This window comes from Rhodoferax lithotrophicus (assembly GCF_019973615.1).
Taxonomy (GTDB): domain Bacteria; phylum Pseudomonadota; class Gammaproteobacteria; order Burkholderiales; family Burkholderiaceae_C; genus Rhodoferax; species Rhodoferax lithotrophicus.
This window is the reverse complement of sequence record NZ_AP024238.1, coordinates 391,308-417,225: the sequence shown is the minus strand read 5'-3', so window position 1 is coordinate 417,225 and position 25,918 is coordinate 391,308. Positions and strand designations below refer to the sequence as shown.

Sequence of the window (25,918 nt, the reverse complement as noted above, 5' to 3'; positions counted from 1 at the left end):
GCTCAGACCCCCAGCGTGGCGCGCAGCATCGGGATCACCAGGGTGATCGGGCGCTGCTGCCGCACGGTGATGGTGGCCGAGCACAGCGTGCCGCTTTCAACCTCGGTGTCCGGGCCACGCGGGGACGACCATTTGTAGCCGCTGGGGGTGCTGGCGCTGGGAATCAAATCAGCCAGCACGGCAATCGGGGCCGCACCGGCAGCGAGTTGCTGCACCAGTTTGTCGTTGTTGAAGATGCGCATCATGCCCGGCGCGGTAGAGGGGAACTTGGCCACGGTTTTGACCTTGCCCAGCATGAAGCCAAATTCCTCGCCCTTGACCATGGACGGCGCGATCTGGACATCCATGTTGGCCTTGATTTTTTTGCCCTCGGTGGGTTGCACATAAATGTGGGCTTCAAGTTCTGACAGGTTGGCTCCGGTGCGCTCGATGCTCAGGATCGGCGCACCCGCACCCACCAGGGTGTTTTCTGACAGGCGCAACTCCAGCACCCGCCCGGTGTAGGGGCTGTACACCTGTGAGGCTTCCTGAAAGCTGCGCATTTGGCCGGTCAGACTGCGGGTGGCTTCGTTGATCTGGATGCTGATGGCAGACAGCTCGTTGTCCATCTGTTTTTTGCCGTCCAGGCGGCGCACATCGAGCTGGCGGATGTCGTTGCGATGGGTGTCAATTTCTTGTTGCACACCGGCGTATTCCAGCTTGGTTGACAGCAGGGTCTGCCGGGTAATCAAGCCTTGATCGAGCAGCTTGCCCTGGCTCTGAATTTTGGCCTCCAGCGCGGCCAGGCGTTCCTGTGCAGTGTGGATGCGTGTGCTCAGGTTGCGCTGGGTGTCTTGCAAATAGAGGGCCTGCTGGTCGGCACTCAGCGCATTGACCTTCTTCAGGCGTTCTTCCTGTTGCTTGAGCTCATGCAGTTTGGCCTCCTGGCTACGAATTTGCTCCAGCGCATCGAGCCGTTCGATGCGCGCAATCATCTGTCCTTCTCGCACCAGATCACCCACATCCACTGAAATATCAGCCACACGGCCACCCCCGTTGGCCACCACCTCGCTGACACCACCAGGGCGGATCAAAATGCAGGTGCCCATGATGCGCGTGGGAATACTGCCCCACACGCCCCAAAGCAGCGCCATGAACAGCAAGCCACCAATCGCCAGCAGGGCAACCCAGCCTTTGGGCGAGGTCACCTGCATCAGAGCATCAAGCTGCTCGGGGGACGACAGCCGGTCCAGGGATGTTTTGCGAAACAGTTGGTGTTTTTCTGACATGGCGGCGTGTTAATCGAGTGTGGGTGGGCTGACGAAGGTCTCGAACCGTATCGACGAGGCGGATGCATCGTCGCGCAGCAAAGCGCCGGTCTCAAAACGCAGTTGCACCAGCGCATTGAGGTAGTTGAGGTGGTAGGAGAGCTGGTTTTGGCGCGCACCGAGTAATCGGTCGTTGACAGACAAAACGTCGATCAACGTTGAGTTGCCGAGCTGGCTCTTGGTTTTTTCGTTTCTCGCGGTGACCTGGTACAACGCCGCCGAGGCCTCGGACTCCTGTGCCTGCTGGGCGCTCCTGATCACCGCATGCCATGCGGCTTCAACCCCAAGACTGATCGATTGCTCCAGGGTGTGGAGCTGGGTGGTGGCCTGGTCGTAGGCGGCCGACTGCTGCACATAGCGGCCTTTGGCGACATTGTTCTCTACCGGCCATTGGTAGCTGATGCTGGTGCCGATATTGGCACTGGAGCGATTCTGGTTCAAGGTACGGACCAAGCTGCTGGCCGCATTACCTTCCAGCAAAGTGGCATAACCCACGCTCAGGTTCAGGTCAAGCTGCGGCTGCAGCGCACTCCGCGCCACGGCTTGTGACACCTTGGCGGCTTCTTGGCGCAATCGGGCAGCGGCCAGATCGGCGCGCTGTTGCATCGCCAGGTCCAGCAAACGCTGCTGCACATCAGCGCTGGCCAGCAGCCCTTGCTGCAGGGATGGAAAATCATCCAGTGGCTCCAGTTCTGCCAGCTGTTGCGGGGCCATGCCGGTGGCTTGCCCGAGTTTTTGACGCGCTTCCAGCATGGCTTGTTCTGCCCCCAGGCGTGCGCTGGTCTTGTCCATCAGGCTGGCTCGCACCAGCAACAGATCGGCCGCAGGGATTTCTTGCGCATCAATGAGCTTCTGCGTTTCTCTGACCATTTGCACCATGCTGGCTTCCGCTTCGCGGGCAATGTCCAAAAAGTGTCTACCAGCCACCCACTTCCAATATGCAGAAACGGTATTCACAATGGCTTGAGCAACCGACACCCGAAGATCCTGCTTGCTGGCATCCCAAGCCAGCTTGGCCGCTGTTTCGCTCAAGGCAGCAGACTCCCTGCGCCCTTGGTTTAATGGAAGCAGGATGTTGAAACTCACTTTGGCGCGGTTTTGCGCAGCGAGTTGACTCAGATCGTTGGTGGTTCCCGTGTTGCGGATCGTGGAGATACTTGGGCTCAGCACCAGACCATTTCGCAGGGTTTTGTTAAGCGCCACGCTGTAAGTCGTGCTGGCGGCCTGAGACTCTGGAATGTCCAGCCGCTGACTGGCGTAACTGTTGCGGGTCAGCTGATTAAGCGGGGTATGGTCAACGGTGTAGCCCCCGGCCAAATTCACGGTGGTGTCAAATTGACCGGTGGTCTGCTGAAACACCCCCTGGCTGGATTCCAGCTGCTTCTCCTGAATCTGCACGTTCGGATTTTTCTCCAGGGTGTGGCGAATGGCCTCCACCAGACTGAGGGAGGCCGCCGATGCCAACCCTGAACTCAAGAGAGTGATCAGGGTGGCTACCAGCTTGAGCCAAGAGGCCGTATGACGATGAAGGAAGCGCACCGTTTTTTTCATAAATTTTGATCAAAGGAAACTGGCGGAAACGGCAGCCAACGTCACTTACCGGATTCGGCGCAACCCAGCACGATGGTGACGATGGTAGAAGCGCAAACGCGCGCCACTTCGTAACTGGGACTTACGTCCCGAGCCAGCGCTGGAAGACGGGTATGCTGGGCAAGGATGCGCTGCCAATGCGGTAACGGCGGCTCCCGGGCAGGATGACCTTGATCAGAATCGTCTGTTCGGATCAGTTTCCAGTCTGCATCCACACGTCTGTGTGGCCAAGAAAACCTGAGGTCAGCGCTGGCCGTTGTGCCACGAACCACCGATGGCGTTTCGCCCGGTGCCAGACCGTAGAATTCGTGTTTTGCATGAATTGCCCCTACTTTGAAGGAACCCCTCATGACTGCCCTACTCCCCGACCTGTCTGATCGCGATGGAAAAATCTGGATGGATGGCCAGATGGTGGATTGGCGCGATGCCAAGATTCACGTCCTGACCCACACCCTGCACTACGGCTGCGGCGTGTTTGAGGGGGTACGAGCCTACAACACGGCCAAGGGCACAGCGATTTTCCGGCTGGAAGAGCACACCCAACGCCTGCTCAACAGCGCCAAGATTTTGCGCATGACCATTCCCTTCACCAAAGAGCAAATCATGCAGGCGCAAGTGGATGTGGTGCGTGAAAACAAGCTGGAGTCCTGCTACCTGCGCCCCTTGAGCTGGATTGGCAGTCGCAAGCTCGGTATCAGCCCCAAGGGCAACCACATTCACCTGATGGTAGCGGCCTGGGCCTGGGGCGCGTACCTGGGCGACGAAGGCATGACACGCGGCATTCGCGTGAAGATTTCCAGCTACACCCGCCACCACGTCAATATCACCATGACGCAAGCCAAAGCGGTGAGCAACTACACCAATTCCATTTTGGCCAACATGGAAGCCCTGGACGACGGTTACGACGAAGCCATGCTGCTGGATGCCAACGGTTTTGTCAGTGAAGGCTCGGGCGAAAACCTGTTTGTGGTGAAAGACGGTGTGGTTTACACACCTGATTTATCCGCAGGTGCCCTGAATGGTATTACCCGCAATACCGTTCTGCACATCTGCAAAGATTTGGGCTTGGAAGTGGTGCAAAAACGCATCACCCGCGATGAGGTTTATATCGCTGACGAAGCCTTTTTCAGCGGCACCGCAGCGGAAATCACGCCCATTCGTGAACTTGACCGCATTGAACTCGGCCAAGCTGGTTACGTAGGCAGCCGTGGACCCATCACCGAAAAAATCCAGAGTGCGTTCTTTGACATCGTCAATGGCCGTAACCCCCGATATGCCCATTGGTTAACACAGGTTTGAAATCCTGCTTGGCGGGTCAGACCGCAGTGACACGGATGGCACCAACTCTGCCCTCAACTGATTAGAAAGACACCATGACAAACGCAACCATTGAACTGCTGGCCAAAGATCTGAACCATCAAGGCGGCGTGTTTTGCCCCAGCCCCCTGGCTGACATGAAATTGTGGAACAGCCACCCCAAGGTGTACTTGGACGTGGCCTGCACCGGCGAGGCCAAGTGCCCCTATTGCGGCACGGTCTACAAACTCAAAGACGGCGAGCATTTTCACGGGCATTAATCTGCCGTTGAGGCAGATCCCAGCTCCTTTCAGCTTTTGAACCATTTAACCCGCTCGCTCATCATCGCCCCGCAGTGGATTGGCGACGCGGTTATGACCGAGCCATTACTGCGCCGCTTGCATGCGCGCGGTGAGCGCCTGACGGTTGGTGCCTTACCCTGGGTGGCTCCGGTTTATCGGGCTATGCCCCAAGTCACAGAAGTCATTGAATTTCCCTTTGCCCACGGTGGCCTGCAATGGCGCGAACGACTGCGCTTGGCCAAACAGATCCGGGGACAGTTCGAGGCAGCCTATATCTGCCCCAATTCGTTGAAAAGCGCACTGTTGCCGCTGCTTGCGGGCATTCCTAAACGGATTGGCTACTTGGGTGAATCTCGGGTGGGACTATTGACACACCGACTGAAAAACCCGACCAAGGGGCAACGCCCGCCGATGGTGGCGTTTTACTCGGCCCTGAGTGGCGACACTGACACGGCTGAAGATCGGCCGCAGCTGATTCTTCAGCCGAGTGAAATCACGGCCACCCTGATTCAATTGGGGCTGACACACCAGGGCTACCACGTGTTTGCGCCCGGATCTGAATACGGCCCCGCCAAGCGCTGGCCCGCCAGCCACTTCGCTGATCTGGCCATGCAACTGGTGTTGCCAGTGCTGTTGCTGGGTTCTGGCAAAGAGGCTGAACTGTGTGCCAGCATTGCTGATCGCGTCAATACCCAACACCCAGGACGCTGCCTCAACCTTGCAGGAAAAACCACGCTGGAGCAGGCGCTATGCGCCATAGCAGCAAGCAAAAGCATCGTCAGCAACGACTCTGGCCTGATGCATGTGGCTGCGGGGTTTGGTGTGCCACAGGTGGCCATTTTTGGCTCTAGCAGCCCGCTGCATACGCCACCACTCAACCCGCAAGCCACCGTGCTTTGGCTCAAGAACAATCCGCATTACCAACCACCGCTGGACTGCGCACCTTGTTTTAAACGCATCTGCCCACTGGGGCATACACGCTGCTTGAACGATATTCAAGCAACCGATGTGCTTTTATTTTTATAGCTATTCCCGCTTGTTCCATAAGCACTAGAGGCCAATTTTTCTTAAAAAAAAGCCACCCGAAGGTGGCTTATAAAGGTTCCCCAAGGGGGAACGTCGTTGGAAACTTGATACCTTTCAACAAGGATAGAACCTAAGTTCTTTTTGCTTCATGGCTGTGACAGCAGCTGGGATGTACTGTATCGGTCAAAGATGCATTTGGGTATCCCCCATTTGGGGGATTTTGAAGCCTATTTTTGAAAAAAACCCGTCTTGACCACATCCATCACACGTTTGAACCTGGGTTGAGGGGCAGTTCAATGACAAAGCAGGCACCTCCGCCGGGACGGCTTTCACAATAAGCACGCCCCCCGTGGCGCAAGGCAATGGACTTGACCAGCGCCAGACCCAAACCCACCCCACCATCCCGCTCGGTGGCACCTGGCAAACGGTAAAACGGCTCAAAAATACGCTCTTGCAGCTCGGGCGGCACCCCTGGGCCACGGTCAGCAACACGGATCACGGCGCATTCGGGGGTCTGGCTCAAGCTCAGGCTGATAGAGCCCGCGCCGTACCGTCGGGCATTTTCCAACAAGTTACGCACCGCACGGCGCAGCAGCTTGGCAACCCCCTGTACGCACAACTCGGAACGACCAAGTGCGGTAGCACCAGCTTCGGCGCTTGGGCACACGTCCAGGTCAGCATCAACCCGAGCACATTCCTCTGCAACCAACCCCATCAAGTCAACCGATTCAATGGTGCCCAAATCAGCTTCACGGGCATCCAGGCGACTGGCCAGCAAAATTTCCTCAATCAATTGATCCAGCTCACTGATATTGCGCGAAATTTCATCTCTAAATGCGGGCGTAGCTGATGGCCCCATCAACTCCAGCCCCATGCGAATACGGGTCAGCGGCGAACGTAATTCATGTGAGGCATTGGCCAGCAGAGATTTTTGTGAGGCCAGCAGAGCCTGGTGCGATTGCACCAGTGTTTGGACACGCTCGGCTGCATGGTTGAAGCGCTTGGCCAAAAACGCCACTTCATCCTTGCCGGTTTCAGGTACACGAATCGACAAATCGCCCTCTCCCCACTGCTGTACACCATCTTGCAGACGCTCCAGACGGCGTGTCAGAGTTCGCATGATCGGGTAGGTGGCCAGAGCCACAGCAATGCCGACCCACACCAGCATCCAGGCGAACCCAAAAGGCGGACGACTCCAGATCGAAGCCGGGGAACGCAACAACCGCATGTGTATGGTTTGCCCGTCGTGCATACGAACCACAAATTCTGGTATGTGACCAGCTGCTTCACGCTCTGCCATTTCTGTCCGCTCAGCTGCAACAGAATTCTCCAACAGGTTGGGAGGCAGGGCGATGGATGCCGATGCGGCAGGCGGAAGTGGCGGTGGGCCATAACGGTATTCGTGCTGCATCATCTGCTCATGATGCAGCCGTTTGAGCATCGCCTGCTCTGCGGGCGATGCGTCATCAGGCATGACTGCAGGGGAACGTCCTCGCCCTATGATCTGTCCAGCCTCATTACGAACCACTACGTCACGCAACGGTGGCTCAGCGGCCAGCCGCCAGATCCAGCCAACCAACAAAATGAGTACAGCCACAGCCATGACCACAGCAAGCCAGATGCGGACGTAAAGTTTGTTGAACATCAGTCTTGCTGCCGGGCAAACACGTAACCCACGCCACGCACCGTCAATATGCGCTTCGGGTTTTTGGCATCCACTTCAATGGCTGCACGAATACGCCCCATGTGGACATCAATGGAGCGGTCAAAGGCCTCCAGTTCACGCCCGCGCACGGCTTCCATGATTTGGTCACGCGTGAGCACCCGTCCAGCACGTTCAGCCAAAGCAACCAACAGGTCAAACTGGTAAGAGGTCAAGTCGCAAAGCTGGCCTGAGACGCTGACAGTGCGGGCATCGCGATCAATGTCGAGTACACCAAACCGCATCAGATGAGCGTCGCCCCCAACTGCGCCATCACCCTGACGACGCAGCACAGCCCGAATACGTGCCAACAATTCACGGGGCTCAAAAGGTTTTGGCAGGTAATCATCAGCCCCCATCTCCAAACCGATGATGCGGTCCATGGAGTCACCTTTGGCCGTCAGCATGAGCACGGGTGTGCGCGCCAGCGCACCATGCAGCGCACGAATGCGACGGCAGACCTCCAGTCCGTCCATATCGGGAAGCATAAGATCCAGAATCACCAAATCAGGAGCAATCGACTGAACCTGAGACAAACCGGTTTGCGCATCACCGGCGTGGGTCATCTGGTAACCCGATTGGCCCAGGTAAGCGCAGACCATGTTGGCCAAGCGCACATCATCTTCAATCATCAGCAGGTGTTGGTTCATGGCGCGAGTCTAGTAGTTGCCCGCATCCCCGCCTTGAAGCATGCGTAAAGTTAGGTAAATTTTGATCTGAAAGCTATGCTTTAAATAGCTTTAAACTCTTATTTTTCAGGCAGCACAAGCCTTTTTTGTCTTGAAGCAAGCCATACCAGAAGCAGCACCGGCACACCCAGCAAAGCCGTAGCCACAAAGAAGTTCACGTACCCAAAGGTATCCACATAACGGCCAGAATAACCTGCCAGAAATTTGGGGAGCAACAGCATCATGGAACTGAACAGCGCATACTGCGTGGCTGAGTAGTTCACATTGGTCAGGCTTGACAGATAGGCAATAAAAGCCGCAGAAGCGATACCGCTGGAAAGGTTGTCGGCAGAGATCACAAAAATCAGGCCATTCAGGTCATGACCACGTGTGCTCAAGACGGCGAACAGCAGGTTGCTGGCCGCACTCAATGCCGCACCCAGCATCAACACACGCATGACACCCAGCCGCATCGACAATACTCCGCCAACAAAGGCACCGACCAGTGTCATGATGACCCCAAACACCTTGGTCACGGTGGCAACCTCGTCCTTGCTGTAACCCATGTCCACATAAAACGGATTGGCCATGATGCCCATCACCACGTCACTGATACGGTAGGTAGCAATCAACGCCAGGATCAGTACCGCTTGCCAGCGGTAGCGTTGCACAAAGTCGGCAAATGGCGCAACCAGTGCGCCACGTAACCAGTCCCAAGCATTTTTCACGGGTGGCAGGCTCCGATGCAAGGGTTCACGTGACAGCAGCACGGTCAGCACCCCCGGCAACATGCTGGCAGCCATGACTAAATAAGCGAAATGCCATGCGCCATGCTGGTATCCAACTGCATCGGCCACTTCTGCGCGTGCCGCCAACAACAGCACACCAGCACCGGCCCAGATCATGGCCAGGCGGTAACCCGTTTGGTAGGCTGCGGCTAACGCTGCTTGGCGGTCCATGTCAGCGGACTCAATACGAAAGGCATCCAGCGCGATATCTTGTGTGGCAGAACCAAAGGCCACCGCCAAGGCCCCCCAGACAACCGGCAACAAAGCGACTTGCGGATCGTTGAACGACATAGCCACCAAACCGAGCATGATGGCCACCTGCGACAACAGCAGCCAGCTGCGCCGACGGCCCATCACACGCGTCAACACAGGTATTGGCATACGGTCAACCAGCGGAGCCCAGACCCATTTGAATGCATAGGCCAGACCCACCCAACTGAGATAACCAATGGTGGTACGGTCAATCCCGGCTTCCCGCAACCAGAAACTCAAAGTGCCAAGCACCAGCAACAAAGGCAACCCAGCAGAAAATCCGAGTGAAAGCATGCGCAAAGAGGCAGGTTCAAGGTAAACCTTGAAGGCAGTTAACCAAGGGCGTGTATCGGGCAAAACAGGAGTATTCGAAATGGTCATTTAAAGATAATAATCAACCGCCACGGAGATTTACCTCCTTCATTAGCCAAAGAGTTGGCAAAATCCGTCAATTTGTTCACTAATGCTTGGCTTGGACTGGCCCAAAGCCTTTGCACATCAACTATAGTTTGCTCCTAAATTCAGTTGAAGCATCCATCTGATACGGCCATCTGACTGATTGATAACCGCCATGATTAACAGCACTTTACAAACCTATTTTCGTCAACACCAGGTTTCACCACAATGGTTGTCCGTACTCCGTGCGATGGCCCAGGTGCTACAGGATGCCGAAGACCCCGAGACACTAAAGGCGCTTTTTTTCAAAATCGGCGAGCAAATGGCGCATTCCATTGAATCTCAGTTCGTCTCCATAGAAACCCTGGATGACCTCGCCGAGCGGATCAATGTGCACTGGAGCACCTTACATTGGGGTTGGACTTCACTCAAAGAGCTGGACGATGCCATTGGCATTGAACACCATGCGTCACCGTTGGCAGAGGCTTTTGGTGATGCAGCACTGCCGTGGTCAGTGGGTTTGCTAGAGGGTTTTTATCAAACTGTTTTTGAAGTTCTTGGGGCTGGTGACACCATGAAAGTTGAAGCCGTGAATGGGGCGTTGTCAGACATGCTGATCCAGCTGCGGTTTGGCCAGCAGCACTCTTGAGATTGCCCAGAGAAACACAAACATGACAATACCCAAAGACAAGTTGGCCCCCATTTTCAGGTCACTTCATCCGGACGAATCGGTCATCACCAAAGTAGCAAGCACATCTGCACAAGAAGCCGCTGAGAAATGGCCTTTGTTCAGAGTCTTGGCACCCAAAAAGCCCGCGAGCACACCAGTTTTATCTGATGCAGACAAGCAAAACTGGACGAGCTCAAATACCGAGCCGATCCTGCCAAGCCCCCCAATGGCCACCACGTCAAGCCTGAGCGACAAACTGGCCTCAGGTTTGAGCAAAATGGCTGGCAAAAAGAAACCGACGGCCACTAAGCCGACCAAAGACCTCAAGACGGCGGAACAGCCATCGCTTGCCCGCGCAAAACTTGTGCCTGAGCTACCTTCTCGACAAGTCCCAGAAAAACCCACTGCACCGGCCTTCCCACCCGCTCCTGAATTCACAGGTAGGCACGAAACCAAACCACTGACGGTTGAACGGGCATCACCCCCGTCTGGCGTGTTGAAACCTGTCACGCCACACGAAGCCATCTCGGCTCCGAAAACTGAAACGATTCCAACCCCCAACCTGATCCCTGACAAACCGGTCAAGCCGAAAAGAATTCGAAAACCAACCACACCGACAAAAACTCAAAGCGAACCTGTTTTACGCGAAACCCCAGTTCAACCTCTTGAAATCACCCACGAAACGCCAGAGTCGCCCCTACCAGCCACTCCGTCAAAAACCACCGGATCACTCCAATCACTGCTAAGTAAACTGCAAAACCCACCCAATACAACAGCCACATCGACTGTCAAAACCCCTGCTTTTCTCAATCGGTTAAATAAAAAATGAGTGTGATTGGCGTGATTTCAATGAAGGGCGGCGTAGGTAAAACGTCTACCACCGCCAATCTGGCAACGGCATTGGGCAGCCAGTTGGGTGATGGACGTGTGTACACGGTGGATCTTGACCCCCAGAATGCACTTCATTGGCATTTTGGTTTGATTGACCAAGATGACTCTGGCGTATGCGAGCAATCTCTTCACGAAGGCAACTGGCGCAACGCCATGTTGGAAAGTTCATTCAATGTGCGGTGTTTGCCCTATGGCAACGTGGCTGAAACTGATCGAGAGGCCTTTGAGAGTCTTTTAAGCCAATCTGACCAATGGGTGAACGAGCAGCTTAAAGCTGCGGAACTGTCGGACAACGTGGTCGTCGTGATTGATTCCCCTCCGGGTCCGTCTGTCTACCTCAAGCAAGTATGTGAGTGCGCGGATTTGATTTTGATTGTGTTACTGGCAGATGCAGGGTCTTACGCCACCATTCCAGAGATGGAAACCTGGCTCGACACCTACACCACCAAACGCCCTGAATTGAAAGTCTATTACGTCCTGAATCAGATTGATCGAAGTGAAACACTCAACCGTGATACGGCTGCCTTTTTGCATCGGCAACTCAAGCCAAGACTCTGTCCTGTTGACATCCATAACGACGAAGCCGTCGCTGAGGCATTGGCCTTTCAGCAACCCGTTCTCAGCTATGAACCACACTGCCAAGCCAGCCACGATTTTGTTCGCTTGGCCATGTGGACTATCAATACGCTGAACAAATGACACCACTGCGGCTACTCTCACTTTGGCGTGAACGCTGGGGTAAGGAATTTCCTGAATCCTGGAAACAGCCGTATCGAAATGACGGCCTGTGCGCCTGGGGAGATCGTGCCAGCAACTCCATTCTGGGCTCACTCCCCGGTTTGGGTTTGTTCTCTGGCGTATTGTTTGCCGTTCTGGCCTTTGTCTTGGTTGGGGTTAAATTTTCTCTGACCAATCAGTACTGGCTATCCGCCTTTATATTGATCATCTCTCTTTTTGTCAGACTCTATCGGGGCACTATCTCCACCTTGATCTTGTTGGGCTTCGCCATGGTTACCACGGCTCGCTATCTTTATTGGCGCTTTGATAGTAGCTTGGGACCTGCATTTGAACTAGATTTTTTCATTGCTTTGATCGTATGGTGCATTGAGGTATACGGGGTTTTACTTTTTTGGATGATCTTGTTGAACGGCCTATGGCCAATCAAGCAAATCACCTATGCACTACCGGAAAACCAAGCGCAATGGCCCAAGGTCACCATATTCATCTGTGCCACCGGACACTCTGAGGATGATGTCATGCGCAGTTTGTCTGCCCTGCAACTCACAGACTGGCCGCCTGCCAAATTGAGCCTGGCTATCATAGACAACGAAGAGCGAAGCCATCTGCAGTCAACCTTGTTCTCCATGAATGTTGGTTATCTACCATCTCCGTTCGTTGCTGACCAAGGAATTGCCCAGCAACTTAATCGGGAGATGACCAACGCAGACTCCGAATTAGCCGTCATTTTGAGTGCAGGGCAAACACCCGAACCCAACTTTTTAAAAGAAATTTCCGGCTGGTTTGTTGAAGATGCCCGTTTGGGTTTGGTTGCAACGCCCAACCATTTTCTATTACCTGAGCCTGCGCCTCGACTGCTTGATCAACTTGCAGGGCATCCGCCCTCAGCCGAAGTCATGATCACTCGCGTCTCACATTTTTTAAAAGCAGGTGGTGTACCGCTTGATGCTCTATCAGCTCAAAGTCATATTGCAAAAAAACTGCAAGCTATTGGATTTGGTCACGCCTATCTGCTTCAAGAAGCAGATACGTTTTATCGAATTATCGAACCCTTTGCATATCAAGCCTTCAGCATGAAGATCTGGGTTGCCCATACCTGCCATGTCTTGGGTTTTTACCAACCCCTATTGCGATACGGGCTACTCACACTGCCCTTGCTCTACTTGTTGGCGAATCAGCTACCTATGCGTGCATCTCCTGAGCTATGGAGTGCCTACGCCTTACCGCATCTGGCGCAGATGTATCTGGTGTTTGGTCGGACAAATTCAAACCGTCGATGGCCAACCTGGTTAGAGCTACGTGAAGGAATACTCGCCACTTACTTGCTGATTCTGACCTTTTTTACTGCCCTTTGGACCTTGCTGCGTACGTGGAAATCGTCACGAGTCCAACCCACCGCGTCCAGTGATATCAACGCGTTTCGCCTAAGCAAATCCAACTGGCTGATGCTCTGGCTTCATACGGGAGCAATTGCCGCAGGTTTTGTTGAGCTGCAACAAATAGACCGGGCTCAGCTATCTACTGTGAGCTTTTACTTGGTATGGTCATTTATTGTGGTGTTGCTTTTGGTCGGAAAATTTGCCGTATTCAAAGAGGCTACCGAGGTGGCACAACAAAAGGTGCGATTAGGGGTGATGTCGGGGATGATCCGATTACCCAACAACCGCACGATCACTTGTCAGACAAGAAACTTTCCGGCCCTCCAACTTGACCTGGACATCTCGGCAACACTGAGTGTGAAGTGTGGACAGCGACTCAAGCTGTCTATTTTTTACGCCATGGAGGAGTTCGCTCTGGATGCCGTGGTCGTTAAAACTGAAGCATCATCTCTGACTGTCGAAGTGGATCCCGCGTGGCGGAGGCTATACACCCGGTTCAGTGAAGCCCTGTTCGCTCGTGGTCCCAACTGGCCCAACTGGTTGCCAGGTCAACATGTCGACAAAATCATCCCGCAATGGCTCATTCAAGCATTCGCTTGGCCTGTGCGTTTATTGACCGAATGGGTGCATCGATTCTCTCGAAAACCAGCAGCAAAAGCTGCAGACAGCAGCCGAATGAAATGAAAGCAAAAAACATGAACCCACCATTTGAATTTTTTACTGTCCGTCGACTATCTCTTGGTTTGACAGTACTCGCTCTGGCTGTTTCTTGCTCAATTTTCAGCTCGCAGGTACTGGCCAAGACCAAAACCAAAACGACCAAAACCAAAGCTGTTGTGGAAGAAGTGATAGACACCACGCCAGCTGCAATGCCAAAACAAAGAGTTGTTTCCTTGAGCTTCAAACAATTGGGGGCTTGGTCGTCAGTCAACCTGAAAGGGACAGAAGGGTCAAGAACACTGAGCTTCTCTGTCAGGTCGGATGAAATGGTGGTGGGAGCCAAGTTGAAATTGTTCTACGACTACTCCCCTGCTTTGATTCCAGAACTGAGCCACTTGAGAATACTGCTCAATGAACGCGTTGTTTCCGTGGAAGGGCTACCACAAGGAAAGAACTTGGGTAATTCACGCGACATTGATCTCGACCCTCGGCAGATGACCGACATCAATTTTCTGCGTTTCAATCTGATTGGGCATTACACCCGCCAGTGTGAAGACCCGTTTCATTCTTCTCTGTGGCTCACCTTGAGTGATCTGGGTCGGCTTGAACTGACACTGGCCCCCAAATCAATGGTCAACGACCTGAAGTATCTTCCTGCACCATTTTTCGACAAACATGATGATGCCACCTTGAAGTTACCCTTTGTCTTTGCCAGCACCCCTTCGGCGGGAACCGTCAAAGCAGCAGGTATTGTGGCCTCATGGTTTGGCATCCAGGCTGGAAATCGAGGCGCGCAATTCCCGGTATCTTTAAACACCTTGCCTGATGGCAATGCAGTCGTTTTTGCCCAAGGAACTGAAAAAATTCTAGGGGTTGAAAGCCCGCCAGGCCCGACCCTCAGCGTCATCAACCACCCGACCAATCCATTGGCCAAGTTATTGCTGGTAACTGGCAGCAATGATGAGGAAATTCTGCGTTCTGCACGAGCACTCGCCTTGATCAGCAACACACTGTCAGGATCATCATTGGCGATCACCAAAGAAACTGAAGCCACACCTCGCAAACCTTACGATGCACCCGCATGGGTACCCACTGATCGGCCAGTGCGTTTTGGTGAAATTGCCCGTCCAGAAGAGCTCCGCGCACAGGGCTGGTATCCAGAAACGATCCGCGTGAATTACCGTGTGTCGCCTGACGTTTTCACATGGAGAACACCGGGGGTACCGCTGAATTTGAAATATCGGTACACCCGTTTGCCTGAACATAAAGCATCAAGCCTGAATGTCAGCTTGAACAATGACTTCATTCACGCTCTTCCGCTGAATTACGCCTACAAAAACCCGGATGAAATCAATCGGCTCAACCTTGCCGGAAGTGACAACGTCTCCAAACGATCAGATCTTTTATTTATTCCTCCCTATGCCGTAGGCGGGCGTGATCAGCTGCAACTGGGTTATTTCTTTGATATTTTGAAACACGGCGAATGCCAAAATATGCCGCCAGACAATCTGGTGGGCGCAATTGATCCCGAATCAACTATGGATTTCAGCGCTTTTCCACACTATGTGGCCATGCCCAATCTGGCGTATTTTTCCAATATCGGCTTCCCCTTTACTCGATTGGCTGATTTATCAGAAACAGCTGTGGTCATGCCGGACCGGCCCAATAGCCAGGAACTCGGTATTTACCTCACCTTAATGGGGCGGATGGGAGAAGCAACCGGCTACCCTGTGTTGCGCCATGCACTGACAACTGCGGCAGATATTGACAAAATGGCCGACCGTGATGTACTGGTGATCGGCAGCGCCAACAGTCAACCCCTCCTCGGCAAATGGGCGGATAAATTGCCTTTGGTGCAAATCAATGGTGAAAGACATGTACGTGAACCAGATGTCACCTGGAAGCCAACATACCGCTGGGAGCAGCAAGACAACCAATTTACTCCTTTACCCAAAGGTGATCTAAACCTATCCAACAGTGGCGACCTCACCACATTGATGGCTTTTGAATCACCCATGAAGGCCGAGCGCAGTGTGGTGTTGGTTCATGCAGACCGGCCAACCGATTTGCAAAAAATCACAGACGTACTGACCAACACAGAGCGCGTTAATACCATCAAGGGCGATCTCGTGGTATTTAATGAGAAAGACATTAGCCATACCAAAGTGAGTGCGACTTACTACATTGGTGCCTTGCCATTCATGAACAAATTGCAATGGTTATTTGCAGATCACCCACTGTGGGTAGGGCTGCTTGTAGCTCTTGTTTGCGTATTACTGGCCATAGCAGCCTATCGTCCATTACGCAAGTTGTTCCATCGGACAGCCAAAGTAAAACTTTAAGTTGCGATCTATCATGCACGTTATTGCTTTCATTTCAGGCAAAGGTGGCGTTGGAAAAACCACCATGGCGGCCAACATTGCAGTCGCTTTGTCACAACGACAAAAGCGGGTTTTGTTGATTGATCTGGATCCTCAAAATGCGCAGCGTTTTCATTTGGGCATGAATCCTGATGAGATTGCAGGTCTGGCACGCGAAGGCATCAAGCCTACCTCCATCTTTGACAGCCCCTTCGGTGTCAGTTTTATACCTTTTGGCCGCGTCAGTGAGCTGGAGCTGGAAGAATTTGAATCCCAACATGTGGTGCTGGACACGCCACCTGGTCCTTCGGTTTATTTACGGCAAGCGCTCGAAGCCGCCAACAGGGCCATGGTGGTCTTGCTTGCTGATGCGGCATCATTTGCCACCATTGACAAAATCTCATCCTTGATTGATCAATACACTTCTGACCGTAGCGATTTTGCGGGCATGAACTTACTCATCAATCAGATGCCAATCAACAGCAAATTAGGTCATCAGGTCAGGTCTGCGTTGTACGCCAATTATGCGGACAAACTGGTTCCAGCTTCCATACACCGTGATGCCAGAGTCTCGCAAGCCCTGGCATTTGAGCGGCCGGTACTGCAATATGAGCCCGGATGCAAAGCCAGTCTTGACATTCAATATGTAGCCGAATGGCTTCTGAGCAGCACAGAAGCATGACCACTCGTTTTTACCGTGCCTGCCTGATTTTTTGCCTGATGATTTTGAGTCAATCAACTGTCATGGGGCAACCCCTTAAGGCCATGGGTTATCTGGCTTGGTGGATGCCGCAGAGTTGGCAAAACCTGCCTTTGCAAGAGATGGATCGACTTTTTTTCTTTGAACTCAAAGTCGATTCGTCCGGTGCCATTGCCGAACGCCATGGCTGGCCCGAACAATGGGTTGAGCTCCAGCAAGCCACCCAACGGCAAAAAACTCCCCTGGATTTGACCCTGACATTGTTTGATGCAGAAACCTTCAATCAGCTTTTTTCGTCAGATCAAGCGCCCAACAAGCTATTGGCGGAGTGCCTTGAGTTGGCGGCAAACCCATATGTGAATGGCTTACATTTGGATTTTGAAATTTATGGGGGTGCCTCCAGCAAGGCCATCACCAACTACAGGCTATTTTTGACTCAGCTTTCACAACAACTTCATGGACTTTCGCCCGCACGAGGTTTGTCTGTTTTTCTTCCTGTACAAACCGAAAGTGCACTCTACGATGCCCCCTCCTTGAGTTTGATGGATTGGGTGGTCTCGCAAAGTTATGACTCGCATTACCGCAGCAGCAAACATGCAGGGCCTGTGGCACCACTGACCGGATCAGACGAACTCACTTGGGAAAAAGCAGCTGCAGATGCATTCGCACTCGGTGTGCCCAGGAATCGGCTTATCCTGACTTTTCCGTTGTATGGCTACGAATGGATGGTGCTGGACAACAAACCCCGCAGCCCCACTCAGAAAATGGGGGTTACCACCACTTTCTCCGAAGTGGACAAAGAACTCTTGCCAGATGTTCAAATCAGCATCACCCAGCGAGTGAAGCAATTTGGTGCAACTCAAGACCCATCCAGCGGGTCGTCATACTATCAATTCCAAAACCAACAAGGTCAACATGTACAGGGCTGGTTTGAAGATTGGTGGTCACTGAGTCGAAAAATCGATTTTGTAAAAGCTGAAAAACTCGGTGGCATCACATTTTTTGTTTTGGGATACGACAAAGAGCAACTTCTTGGGTATTACCTGTATCAAAAAAAACCGAAAAGCCTGGATGATTTGATTGATCGGCAATAAACAGCCATCTTGATGTAGAAATTACAAACGTCTCCAGCGAAACCATTCTCGATGACTGCAAGTGCCCACATTCAGGCATGATAGAGGTCTAGATTTTTAAGGAGTGCAGGGTGTTTGCATCTATTTCCTTGCCCCCCACAGAGGGGCAAACAGGCTCTCTGAGTTTACTGCCCAAAGAAGCGCCCTATCAAACCCAGACCAAGAGCTTCAGCTGGCCTGCTCCGCCCTACGCCATTTACACGGCGGCAAAGCCTTGGGCTGAGCCGCAAGTGTGTGATCTTGAGGGTTTGAATGGTGCCATTCGGCGCTGTACCCTGGTATCGGTCACACCAGCCGAACAAACCATCCTGATTCAGATTGAGCACAGCAAAACTCCTGTGCCTGTGACTTTTTCGCAGTTTCGCCGACTGACCCTCAAAAAACCGATTCATCCACAGGAAATCATCAGCACCGAACAATTTGCAGACATTTTGGGCTACCGCTCCACGGTGCAATACAACCTGTTATTGGAAAACGGCAGCACAGCTACGGGGCAGACGGTGGGGTATGTCGAAACCCACTATGGTCTGTTTTTGTTCACCCCACTGGATGCCCATGGCTCGGTTGAACGGGTGTTTGTGCCACGCGATGCCTTTACAAAGGTCACCTTGGGTGACCACATTGGCCAAATGCTGGTGGAACAAAAGGTAGTGACATCCCAGCAAGTGGAAGATGCGGCCACCGAACAGGACAATTTAAGAAAACGCAAGCTGGGCGACTATCTGGTAGATAACGCCGTGGTGTCGCCAGAGCAACTGATGCTGGCGCTGGATCAGCAGTCCAAAATGCCCATGATCCGTGTGGGTGAAGCTTTGACCCGATTGGGCTATATCGACGAAACCCAGCTCAAGCAAGCGCTTGAAAAACAAAAAACAGAACGCTCGGTGCCGCTGGGGCAATTGCTGGTCAACATGGGCTTTTTGACCCGTGCCGACCTGAACATCGCGCTGGCACGCAAGATGGGCTACCCCGTGGTGGACGTGACAAAGTTCCCAGTTGATCCAGAGGCCTTGAAAAAAATATCTGCCAACACGGCGCAGCGTCTCAAGGTCATGCCACTGCTGTGGCGTGACAAGCTGCTGGTGGTGGCCGCAGTTGACCCAACTCAACGCAAGATGCTCGAAGAGCTTGAGTTCATGGCACAAGGGCGGGTGATCGCCACCCTGGGCGATGAGATGCAAATCGCCAACACCCTCAAAACGGCCTATGAAGAGCTTGGTGTCGTTGCCTGGCCTACTGATAACGACATGCTCGCGCAGACGAATGACGACCAGCACCAAGCCAGCGGTACCCAACTGCTGGAGACGATGCAAATGCAAGACAGCGGCATCGAAGAGGAACCGGATGATGGTCAGCAAATTGCCCAGTCTGACAACACGCTGGTGCGCCTGATCAACACCATGATCATCGAAGCCCATGCCCGCGGGGTGTCAGACATTCATGTGGAGTCCCAACCCAAGCGCGCCAAAGTGCGCATCCGCTTTCGCAAAGACGGTTTGTTATCTCCCTACCTGGAGCTGCCGCACACCTACCGCGCCGCGTTGGTGGCCCGCCTGAAAATCATGGCCGATCTGGACATTTCTGAGCGACGCAAGCCACAAGACGGCAAAATCGACTTCAGCAAGTTTTCACCGCGCCACCGGCTGGAACTGCGCATTGCCACCATCCCGACCTCCAACAACCTGGAAGACGTGGTGATGCGCCTGCTTTCATCGGCCAAACCGATTCCGATGGAAAAACTCGGCTTATCCCCGGACAACCTGGAGCAACTCACCCAGTCTATCAGCCGCCCTTATGGCATGGTGCTGTGTGTTGGCCCCACCGGTTCAGGCAAAACCACCACACTGCACTCTGTACTGGGGTTCCTGAACACCCCCGAGCGCAAAATCTGGACAGCTGAAGACCCGGTTGAAATCACCCAGCCCGATTTGCGCCAGGTACAGGTCAACCCCAAAATTGACTGGACTTTTGCCAAAGCCCTGCGCTCATTCTTGCGAGCCGATCCCGACATCATCATGGTGGGTGAAATCCGCGATGCTGAAACCGCCCAAATTGCCATTGAAGCCTCACTAACCGGTCACCTGGTGCTATCTACTTTGCACACCAACAGTGCGGCAGAAACCGTCACCCGACTGATCGACATGGGCATGGATCCATTCAACTTTGCCGACTCCTTGCTGGCCGTGTTGGCACAGCGTCTGGCACGACGCTTTTGTAATGAATGCCGTACCGTACAACCTGCTTCACAGGAAACCATTGACGAATGGGTGGCGGATTACTTGCACGCATTCCCGCAAGACAATCGCCCCACGCATGAAACGGTGCTGGCGCAATGGATGGCGCAATACGGCCAAAAGGGCTGGCTCAGTCACTACCAGGCACCCGGCTGCAGCCATTGCCTGGGAACCGGCATGTCTGGCCGGGTAGGCTTGCATGAGTTGCTGCGTGTCACACCCGAGGTACGCCGTCTGATCCAAACCGGCGCACGGTCTGAAGAAATTCAACACGCCGCCTTTCACTCTGGTGTATTTCGCACCTTGCGCCAGGACGGCATTGCCAAAGTGCTGGCCGGGCTGACCAGTATTGAAGAAATTCGGGCCAACAGCAATGCATGACCCTCGAACCAGCGCGGATCACCCCTACCAGGCACTCACTCCTGATGTAGTGATGGATGCCTTGGCCAGCGTAGGACTATTTGGTGATGGTCGCCAAATGGCTTTGAGCTCGTATGAAAACCGGGTCTATCAGGCATACCTGGAAGACGGCTCGGTGGTGGTGGCCAAGTTTTACCGGCCCCAGCGGTGGACACAGGCGCAAATTCTGGAAGAACATACGTTCTCCAGCGAACTGGTTGCGGCAGAAATCCCGGTAGTGGCACCGATCTGCCTGCAGGGTCATACGTTGCACCACTTTGCCGGGTTCGACTTCAGCGTCAGCCCCTGGCGCGGTGGCCGCCAACCCGAGCTTGATGATGGCGAGGTACTGGAGTGGATTGGCCGCTTTTTGGCGCGTATTCATACCGTAGGTGCGGCGCGAGCCTTTGTACACCGGCCAGCACTGGATCTGGTGAGCTTTGGCATCACCTCGCGCGACTGGTTGCTGGCCCATGACCGGGTACCGCTGGATGTCCAATCGGCATGGGAGAGAGCCTCTCAAAATGCACTTGATTTGATAGCTACCTACGCAAGTCTGACAAGCACCAGAGGTCAAAAAGATTCACAAATCCACTTCCCGGATGAAGATCCGCAAGAATCTGCCATCGCGCACATCCGCCTGCATGGCGACTGCCATCCGGGCAATATTTTGTGGACTCCGCTGGATCGGCCTGCAAACGACCTGCCAGGCCCCCATTTTGTGGACATGGACGATGCCCGAAGCGGCCCAGCAGTGCAAGACCTCTGGATGTTGCTCAGCGGTGACCGTGCACAGCAAACACGTCAACTAGGGCTGCTGGTAGATGGCTATGAGCAATTCCGCCCCTTTGACCGACGCGAACTGGCCTTGATTGAGCCCCTGCGCACCTTGCGCCTGCTGCATTACAGCGCCTGGCTGGCCAGACGCTGGGATGACCCCATTTTTGCCATCAACTTTCCATGGTTTGGCACCAGCGACTACTGGCAAGGTCAGGTACAAATGCTGGAAGAACAAATCGAAGCCATGCAAGAAGCACCGCTGGTGGTTTAAATAGACACCTTACGACACTTGCCTGCAATGGCTCACGCATCAAGGCCTGTGCGCACCCCGGCTGTCGAAACCAGCTTATTCGATCGTCAAACGTTGCGAACCGCTCTGGGCTTGTTTTTTCGGCAGCGTCAGGGTCAACACACCGTTGTCGTATTTGGCTTTGGCTTGTGACTGGTCAATATCCATAGCCAACTGGAAGCTGCGCGACACCGCACCGTAATAGCGTTCACTGCGCAAGGTTTTCTCATCTTCGCTGGTACTGTCTAGCTGCTTGACCTCGGCGCGCAAGGTCACGACATTGCCATCGACAGCCACATGGATGTCGTCTTTGGGCACCCCAGGAATCTCAGCGTGAATGATGTAGGAATCACCGTTTTCTTTCACGTCCACCTTGATCTGCGACGGGTTGGGCAGACCATCCCCGTGCAAGGGTTTGACGTAAAAACCTGGGGCGATATCGCGGAAGAAGTCATCAAACAGACCGCCGCGCGTCATCAGTGCATTCATACGAGCCTCCTATCAGTACAGTGAGTCAAGTGAGCAGTTCACAGCCCCCATGACTGTGAACCTTCTGCATAGAAGATGCGGTTGCCCCAGCGCTTTTCAAGCGATTTTTTTGATCCTTTCCTGCGCTTGAGAATAGCCATGTCTATGGTGAATGCCCGACCTTATTTACCGTTAATGCCCAGCAACTCCACCTCAAACAGCAGCGTGGCATTGGGGGGGATCAGTCCGCCACCAGCACCCCGCTCGCCGTAGGCCATGGCAGCCGGACAAGTCAGCTTGGCTTTGCCACCCACTTTCATACGCTGCACACCCTCGGTCCAGCACTTGATGACTTGATTTAACCCAAACTCAATGGCCTGATTACGTTTGTACGAACTGTCAAACTCGCGGCCATCCGGGAAAGTCCCCCGGTAGTTCACCTTGACCCGGTCGCTGGCTTTGGGGCTGTCACCCGCGCCATCTTTGAGAGATCGATAAACCAAGCCGCTGCTCGTCACCACCGCACCGGCCTCTTTGGCGGCGGCATCCAGCGTGGCATCAGCCGCCCAGGCATGGCCCAGGTTCAGCGCAAAGGCAACAAGAGCGATTTTCAGCATTGGTTTCATGAAATAAAGGTAGGGATTGAACAAGTGGTAGATTTTCGCTGTCTGTGCCCTCAATTGCGTGCATGACTGATTTGAAGCCCTTCAACACCGTCCAACTCACGCAAATGACGCGAGAGTTCAAACAACGAACTGGGGGCCGACTGGCTCTTGAGGGCAACCATGACAAAGCTCCACTGGATGATCTGCCCTTTGCTGGAGATATTTAGCGAACCCTCTGCCACCATGTAGCCCCATTGCGCCACCGTATTTTTAAAAATCACTTCATCCGGTTCAAATTCTGCAGAAAACTCCAGCACAACCCCCATGGCCCGGCGCGACGGTAGCCTAGCTTCCAACTTGGGGCCCCACATCATCAACGAGGCGGACAAGACCGTCAGCAAAATAGCTGCACCAAAAAATCCGATCCCCACCAGCACACCAATCGCCGACGAAGCCCAAATGGAAGCTGCCGTGGTCAGGCCACTGATGTTGAGCCCCTCCTTCATGATGACCCCGGCCCCCAGAAAGCCCACCCCGGTCACGATGCCCTGCACCACCCGCGTCGGGTCAACGGGTATGGCACCGTGACCCGAGCCGCCCCACCAGAATCCAGGGTATCCGGCAAACACGGTCAGCGCTGCCGAGGCCATGCAAACAATGCCATAGGTACGCATACCTGCCGCCCGCCCGTGGTAGGAACGTTCATACCCCACCAGCAAACCCAGCAACAAGGCTCCCAGCAAATTCATGAAGACCAGCAGATTGACTTCCATCATAGGGACAGACCAGAAGGATGCCAGATAAGACTGCGTGATGATGCCCATGAAATCTCCGAATAAAAATGATGGCCAGCACAGAGTCTATAGGCGCAGAACGCTATCAACAAGAGAGCTTTTTTGAACCCGATGACTGTCACCCAACACCATGGCAAATACCCTAAGAACATCATTACCATAACGTCCATGGCACTCAAACCCCGCATCCTTTTGGTGGAAGACGAATCCGGCATTGCCGACACCCTGCAATACGTACTGACCACGGATGGTTTTACGCCGGTGTGGTGCAGCACGGCAGAAGAAGCCATCCGCCAGTTCCAGGCCGAGCCGCCTGCGCTGGCGGTGCTGGACGTGGGCCTGCCTGACCTGAACGGCTTTGAGCTGTTTCGCCGCCTGCAGGCCCTGCCTGGCGGCAACCTGGTGCCTATGGTGTTTTTGACTGCTCGTAGCGACGAGATCGACCGCGTGGTCGGTCTGGAGCTGGGCGCGGACGACTACATTGCCAAACCGTTTTCGCCACGTGAACTGGTGGCCCGGGTGCGCACCATTCTGCGTCGCAGCAACCGCTTGAACGGTGCCATTGCAGCCTCTGCGCCCGTGGCTCCGCCCCCGGTGACACCGCCTGCGGCCAGCGCCCCGGCTATCTGGCTGCTGGACGAAGAGCGCCGCCAAATCCGTTTTTATGGTCGTTTGCTGGAGCTCTCGCGGTTTGAGTACGGCGTGCTGCGCCTGCTGGTGCAAAAACCCGGACGAGTGTTCACCCGCGACGAGTTGCTGCTCACCGTCTGGGGAGGCGACAACGACAGCTTTGACCGCACGGTGGACGCGCACATCAAAACCCTGCGCGCCAAGCTCAAGCTGGTAGCCCCGGCGCTGGAACCGATCCGCACCCTGCGTGGCACCGGCTACGCCTTGAGTGAATCGCTTCCAGAGAGCATCTCGTGAAAACACGAATCAAACGCCACCAGACCACCCCAAGACACTATGCTTAAATGAGCAAGAGAAGCAGAATATTCCTTGGCCTGCTGCTGATCTATGCGGTGGGCATCGCGTTTGTGTTGTACCGCGTGGTGTCTGACCTGGACCCGCGCTACCGCGAGTCGGCAGAAGAGTCGCTGGTGGAAACCTCGCAACTGCTGGCCACGCTGGTCGAGCAGGATGTGCGTGACGGGGTCATCGACCCCAGCCACCTGGAGACGCTGTTCAAGGCCGCCTATGCGCGTGAATTTGAGGTGCAGATTTTCAGCGTCAAAAAAACCCGGGTCGAGCTACGTGCCTATGTGACCGACCGCAATGGCACCGTGGTGTTTGATTCCACCGGTCAATCCGTTGGCAAAGATTTTTCTCAATGGCGCGACGTGCGCCTGGCGCTGCAAGGTGAGTACGGAGCCCGCACCTCGCTCGACATTCCCGGCGATGCCAACTCTGCCGTCATGTACGTGGCCGCCCCCGTGCGCTGGGTCAGCGGTACCCAGGGCACGGGCAGTGGCGAGATCATTGGCACGCTGACGGTGGGTAAGCCGGTGCAGAGTTTTGGCCAGTTTGTAGTGGCCGCGCGCAGCCGCACGCTGTACGTGGGCTTTCTCTCGGTGCTGGCGGTACTGGTGTTGGCCGTCACCATTTCGGTGTGGCTGGTGCGGCCGTTCGGCCTGATCTCGGACTACGCGCACTACGTCAAAGCGCAGCAGGGCTTTCACCCCATGCGACTGCTGCGCCGTGCCTGGGACCTGGTGCGCGCCGCCTATGACGAAATGCGCGATGCCCTGGCCGGGCGCAACTACGTGGCCGACTATGTGCAGACCCTGACGCACGAGGTCAAAAGCCCGCTGTCGGCCATTCGCGGCGCGGCGGAGCTGCTGGAAGAGCCGATGGAAGAAGCCCAGCGCCAGCAGTTTCTGGGCAACATCCAGCGCGAAACCCAGCGCATCCAGGAGATGGTGGACCGCATGATGGAACTCACCGCGCTGGAAACCCGCCGCGTGCTCGACAAGGTGCAGCGCGTGGCCCTGCGGCCCCTGCTGGAAGAGTTGGCCCACGCCTCAGAAGGTGTGGCCGCCCAGCGCCGCATTCGCCTGACGGTGCAGGCGCAGAGTGATGCCACGGTAGAGGCCGACCCGTTTTTGCTGCGCCGGGCGGTGAGCAACCTGCTGGACAACGCGCTGGATTTTTCGCCTGAAGGTGGCTTGATTGAGCTGGGCCTGCGCCTGGACAAGCACTGGGCCTGCATCACCGTGTGTGACCAGGGCCCCGGCATTCCGGCCTATGCGCAAGACAAGGTGTTTGAGAAGTTTTACTCCCTGGTGCGCCCGCACTCCAAGAAAAAAAGCACCGGCCTGGGCCTGAGTTTTGTCAAAGAAATCACCGCCCTGCACCGCGGGCGGGTGGAGCTGGGCAACCGGCCAGAAGCCGAAGGAAGCGGTGCGCTGGCCACGCTGTGGTTACGTGTGGCACCGGCTTGAACCACATCGATTGCTATTTATTAAATAGCATGCAGCCAAGAAGAAACGTT

22 protein-coding genes are annotated in these 25,918 nt (G+C 54.5%); 14 read left to right on the top strand and 8 right to left on the bottom strand.

Annotation, left to right across the window (positions count from 1 at the left end; all coding sequences use genetic code 11):
• Positions 1-2 precede the first annotated feature (2 nt).
• Both LDN84_RS01920 and LDN84_RS01915 read right to left on the bottom strand, forming a co-directional pair.
• Positions 3-1,268, bottom strand: coding sequence for an NHLP bacteriocin system secretion protein (locus LDN84_RS01920; RefSeq protein ID WP_223907364.1), 1,266 nt, complete (start codon positions 1,266-1,268; stop codon positions 3-5).
• Between the two features lie 9 nt (positions 1,269-1,277).
• On the bottom strand, positions 1,278-2,858 hold the full coding sequence (locus tag LDN84_RS01915) for a TolC family protein (protein WP_223907361.1): 1,581 nt from the start codon (positions 2,856-2,858) through the stop codon (positions 1,278-1,280).
• A gap of 387 nt (positions 2,859-3,245) precedes the next feature.
• Between LDN84_RS01915 and LDN84_RS01910 the strand changes: the two genes are divergently transcribed.
• From LDN84_RS01910 to waaF, 3 genes are all read left to right on the top strand, one after another.
• The gene (locus LDN84_RS01910; RefSeq protein WP_223907357.1) at positions 3,246-4,196 is read left to right on the top strand and encodes a branched-chain amino acid transaminase; all 951 of its coding nucleotides are present in this window, start codon (positions 3,246-3,248) and stop codon (positions 4,194-4,196) included.
• Positions 4,197-4,270: 74 nt separating this feature from the next.
• Entirely contained in the window at positions 4,271-4,474 is a 204-nt protein-coding gene (locus LDN84_RS01905; RefSeq protein ID WP_223907354.1) for a zinc-finger domain-containing protein, read from the top strand.
• Positions 4,475-4,510: 36 nt separating this feature from the next.
• Positions 4,511-5,521, top strand: coding sequence for a lipopolysaccharide heptosyltransferase II (gene waaF / locus LDN84_RS01900; protein WP_223907350.1), 1,011 nt, complete (start codon positions 4,511-4,513; stop codon positions 5,519-5,521).
• A gap of 262 nt (positions 5,522-5,783) precedes the next feature.
• On the opposite strand, the gene LDN84_RS01895 is transcribed toward waaF, so the two are convergent.
• From LDN84_RS01895 to LDN84_RS01885, 3 genes are all read right to left on the bottom strand, one after another.
• A complete protein-coding gene (locus LDN84_RS01895) occupies positions 5,784-7,166 on the bottom strand; it encodes a sensor histidine kinase (RefSeq protein ID WP_223907348.1) in 1,383 nt (460 codons plus the stop codon).
• Entirely contained in the window at positions 7,166-7,873 is a 708-nt protein-coding gene (locus LDN84_RS01890) for a response regulator (RefSeq protein WP_223907345.1), read from the bottom strand. Before LDN84_RS01890 ends, LDN84_RS01895 begins: the two co-directional genes overlap by 1 nt.
• Positions 7,874-7,971: 98 nt before the next feature.
• On the bottom strand, positions 7,972-9,312 hold the full coding sequence (locus LDN84_RS01885) for an AmpG family muropeptide MFS transporter (RefSeq protein ID WP_276572415.1): 1,341 nt from the start codon (positions 9,310-9,312) through the stop codon (positions 7,972-7,974).
• 190 nt (positions 9,313-9,502) lie between these two features.
• Here LDN84_RS01885 and bcsD point away from each other — a divergent pair, with 190 nt between their 5' ends.
• The 9 genes from bcsD to LDN84_RS01840 all read left to right on the top strand — a co-directional run bounded on the left by bcsD (position 9,503) and on the right by LDN84_RS01840 (position 21,542).
• A complete protein-coding gene (gene bcsD, locus LDN84_RS01880) occupies positions 9,503-9,976 on the top strand; it encodes a cellulose biosynthesis protein BcsD (RefSeq protein WP_223907342.1) in 474 nt (157 codons plus the stop codon).
• A 22-nt stretch (positions 9,977-9,998) separates the two neighbouring features.
• Positions 9,999-10,826: a hypothetical protein gene (locus LDN84_RS01875; RefSeq protein ID WP_223907339.1), complete on the top strand. Its 828-nt coding sequence runs from the start codon at positions 9,999-10,001 to the stop codon at positions 10,824-10,826.
• Positions 10,823-11,587, top strand: coding sequence for a cellulose biosynthesis protein BcsQ (gene bcsQ / locus LDN84_RS01870; protein ID WP_223907336.1), 765 nt, complete (start codon positions 10,823-10,825; stop codon positions 11,585-11,587). The genes LDN84_RS01875 and bcsQ (LDN84_RS01870) overlap by 4 nt, the downstream gene beginning before the upstream one ends.
• A complete protein-coding gene (locus LDN84_RS01865; RefSeq protein WP_223907333.1) occupies positions 11,584-13,689 on the top strand; it encodes a glycosyltransferase family protein in 2,106 nt (701 codons plus the stop codon). The genes bcsQ (LDN84_RS01870) and LDN84_RS01865 overlap by 4 nt, the downstream gene beginning before the upstream one ends.
• The gene (bcsB, locus tag LDN84_RS01860) at positions 13,686-16,007 is read left to right on the top strand and encodes a cellulose biosynthesis cyclic di-GMP-binding regulatory protein BcsB (RefSeq protein WP_223907330.1); all 2,322 of its coding nucleotides are present in this window, start codon (positions 13,686-13,688) and stop codon (positions 16,005-16,007) included. Before LDN84_RS01865 ends, bcsB begins: the two co-directional genes overlap by 4 nt.
• A gap of 13 nt (positions 16,008-16,020) precedes the next feature.
• Entirely contained in the window at positions 16,021-16,707 is a 687-nt protein-coding gene (gene bcsQ, locus LDN84_RS01855) for a cellulose biosynthesis protein BcsQ (protein ID WP_276572414.1), read from the top strand.
• Positions 16,708-16,847: 140 nt separating this feature from the next.
• Complete coding sequence (locus tag LDN84_RS01850; protein ID WP_435405910.1) at positions 16,848-17,819, top strand: glycosyl hydrolase family 18 protein; 972 nt, start codon at positions 16,848-16,850, stop codon at positions 17,817-17,819.
• A gap of 110 nt (positions 17,820-17,929) precedes the next feature.
• Positions 17,930-20,473 carry a GspE/PulE family protein gene (locus LDN84_RS01845; protein WP_223907327.1) on the top strand — a complete coding sequence of 848 codons (2,544 nt, stop codon included), beginning with the start codon at positions 17,930-17,932 and terminating at the stop codon, positions 20,471-20,473.
• Positions 20,466-21,542 (top strand): serine/threonine protein kinase, encoded by a 1,077-nt coding sequence (locus tag LDN84_RS01840; RefSeq protein ID WP_223907324.1) that lies wholly within the window; start codon positions 20,466-20,468, stop codon positions 21,540-21,542. The genes LDN84_RS01845 and LDN84_RS01840 overlap by 8 nt, the downstream gene beginning before the upstream one ends.
• Positions 21,543-21,617: 75 nt before the next feature.
• Here LDN84_RS01840 and LDN84_RS01835 read toward each other — a convergent pair whose 3' ends face one another.
• The 3 genes from LDN84_RS01835 to LDN84_RS01825 form a co-directional block, all read right to left on the bottom strand.
• Positions 21,618-22,049 (bottom strand): Hsp20/alpha crystallin family protein, encoded by a 432-nt coding sequence (locus tag LDN84_RS01835; RefSeq protein WP_223907321.1) that lies wholly within the window; start codon positions 22,047-22,049, stop codon positions 21,618-21,620.
• Between the two features lie 161 nt (positions 22,050-22,210).
• A complete protein-coding gene (locus LDN84_RS01830) occupies positions 22,211-22,654 on the bottom strand; it encodes an FKBP-type peptidyl-prolyl cis-trans isomerase (RefSeq protein ID WP_223907318.1) in 444 nt (147 codons plus the stop codon).
• Between the two features lie 50 nt (positions 22,655-22,704).
• Complete coding sequence (locus tag LDN84_RS01825; RefSeq protein WP_223907315.1) at positions 22,705-23,457, bottom strand: MgtC/SapB family protein; 753 nt, start codon at positions 23,455-23,457, stop codon at positions 22,705-22,707.
• A 138-nt stretch (positions 23,458-23,595) separates the two neighbouring features.
• On the opposite strand from LDN84_RS01825, the gene creB reads away from it, so the two are divergent.
• Together creB and creC are read left to right on the top strand one after the other, a co-directional pair.
• On the top strand, positions 23,596-24,354 hold the full coding sequence (gene creB, locus LDN84_RS01820) for a two-component system response regulator CreB (RefSeq protein ID WP_223907312.1): 759 nt from the start codon (positions 23,596-23,598) through the stop codon (positions 24,352-24,354).
• A gap of 47 nt (positions 24,355-24,401) precedes the next feature.
• Positions 24,402-25,868, top strand: a complete 1,467-nt coding sequence (gene creC, locus LDN84_RS01815; RefSeq protein WP_223907309.1) for a two-component system sensor histidine kinase CreC — start codon at positions 24,402-24,404, stop codon at positions 25,866-25,868.
• Positions 25,869-25,918 lie beyond the last annotated feature (50 nt).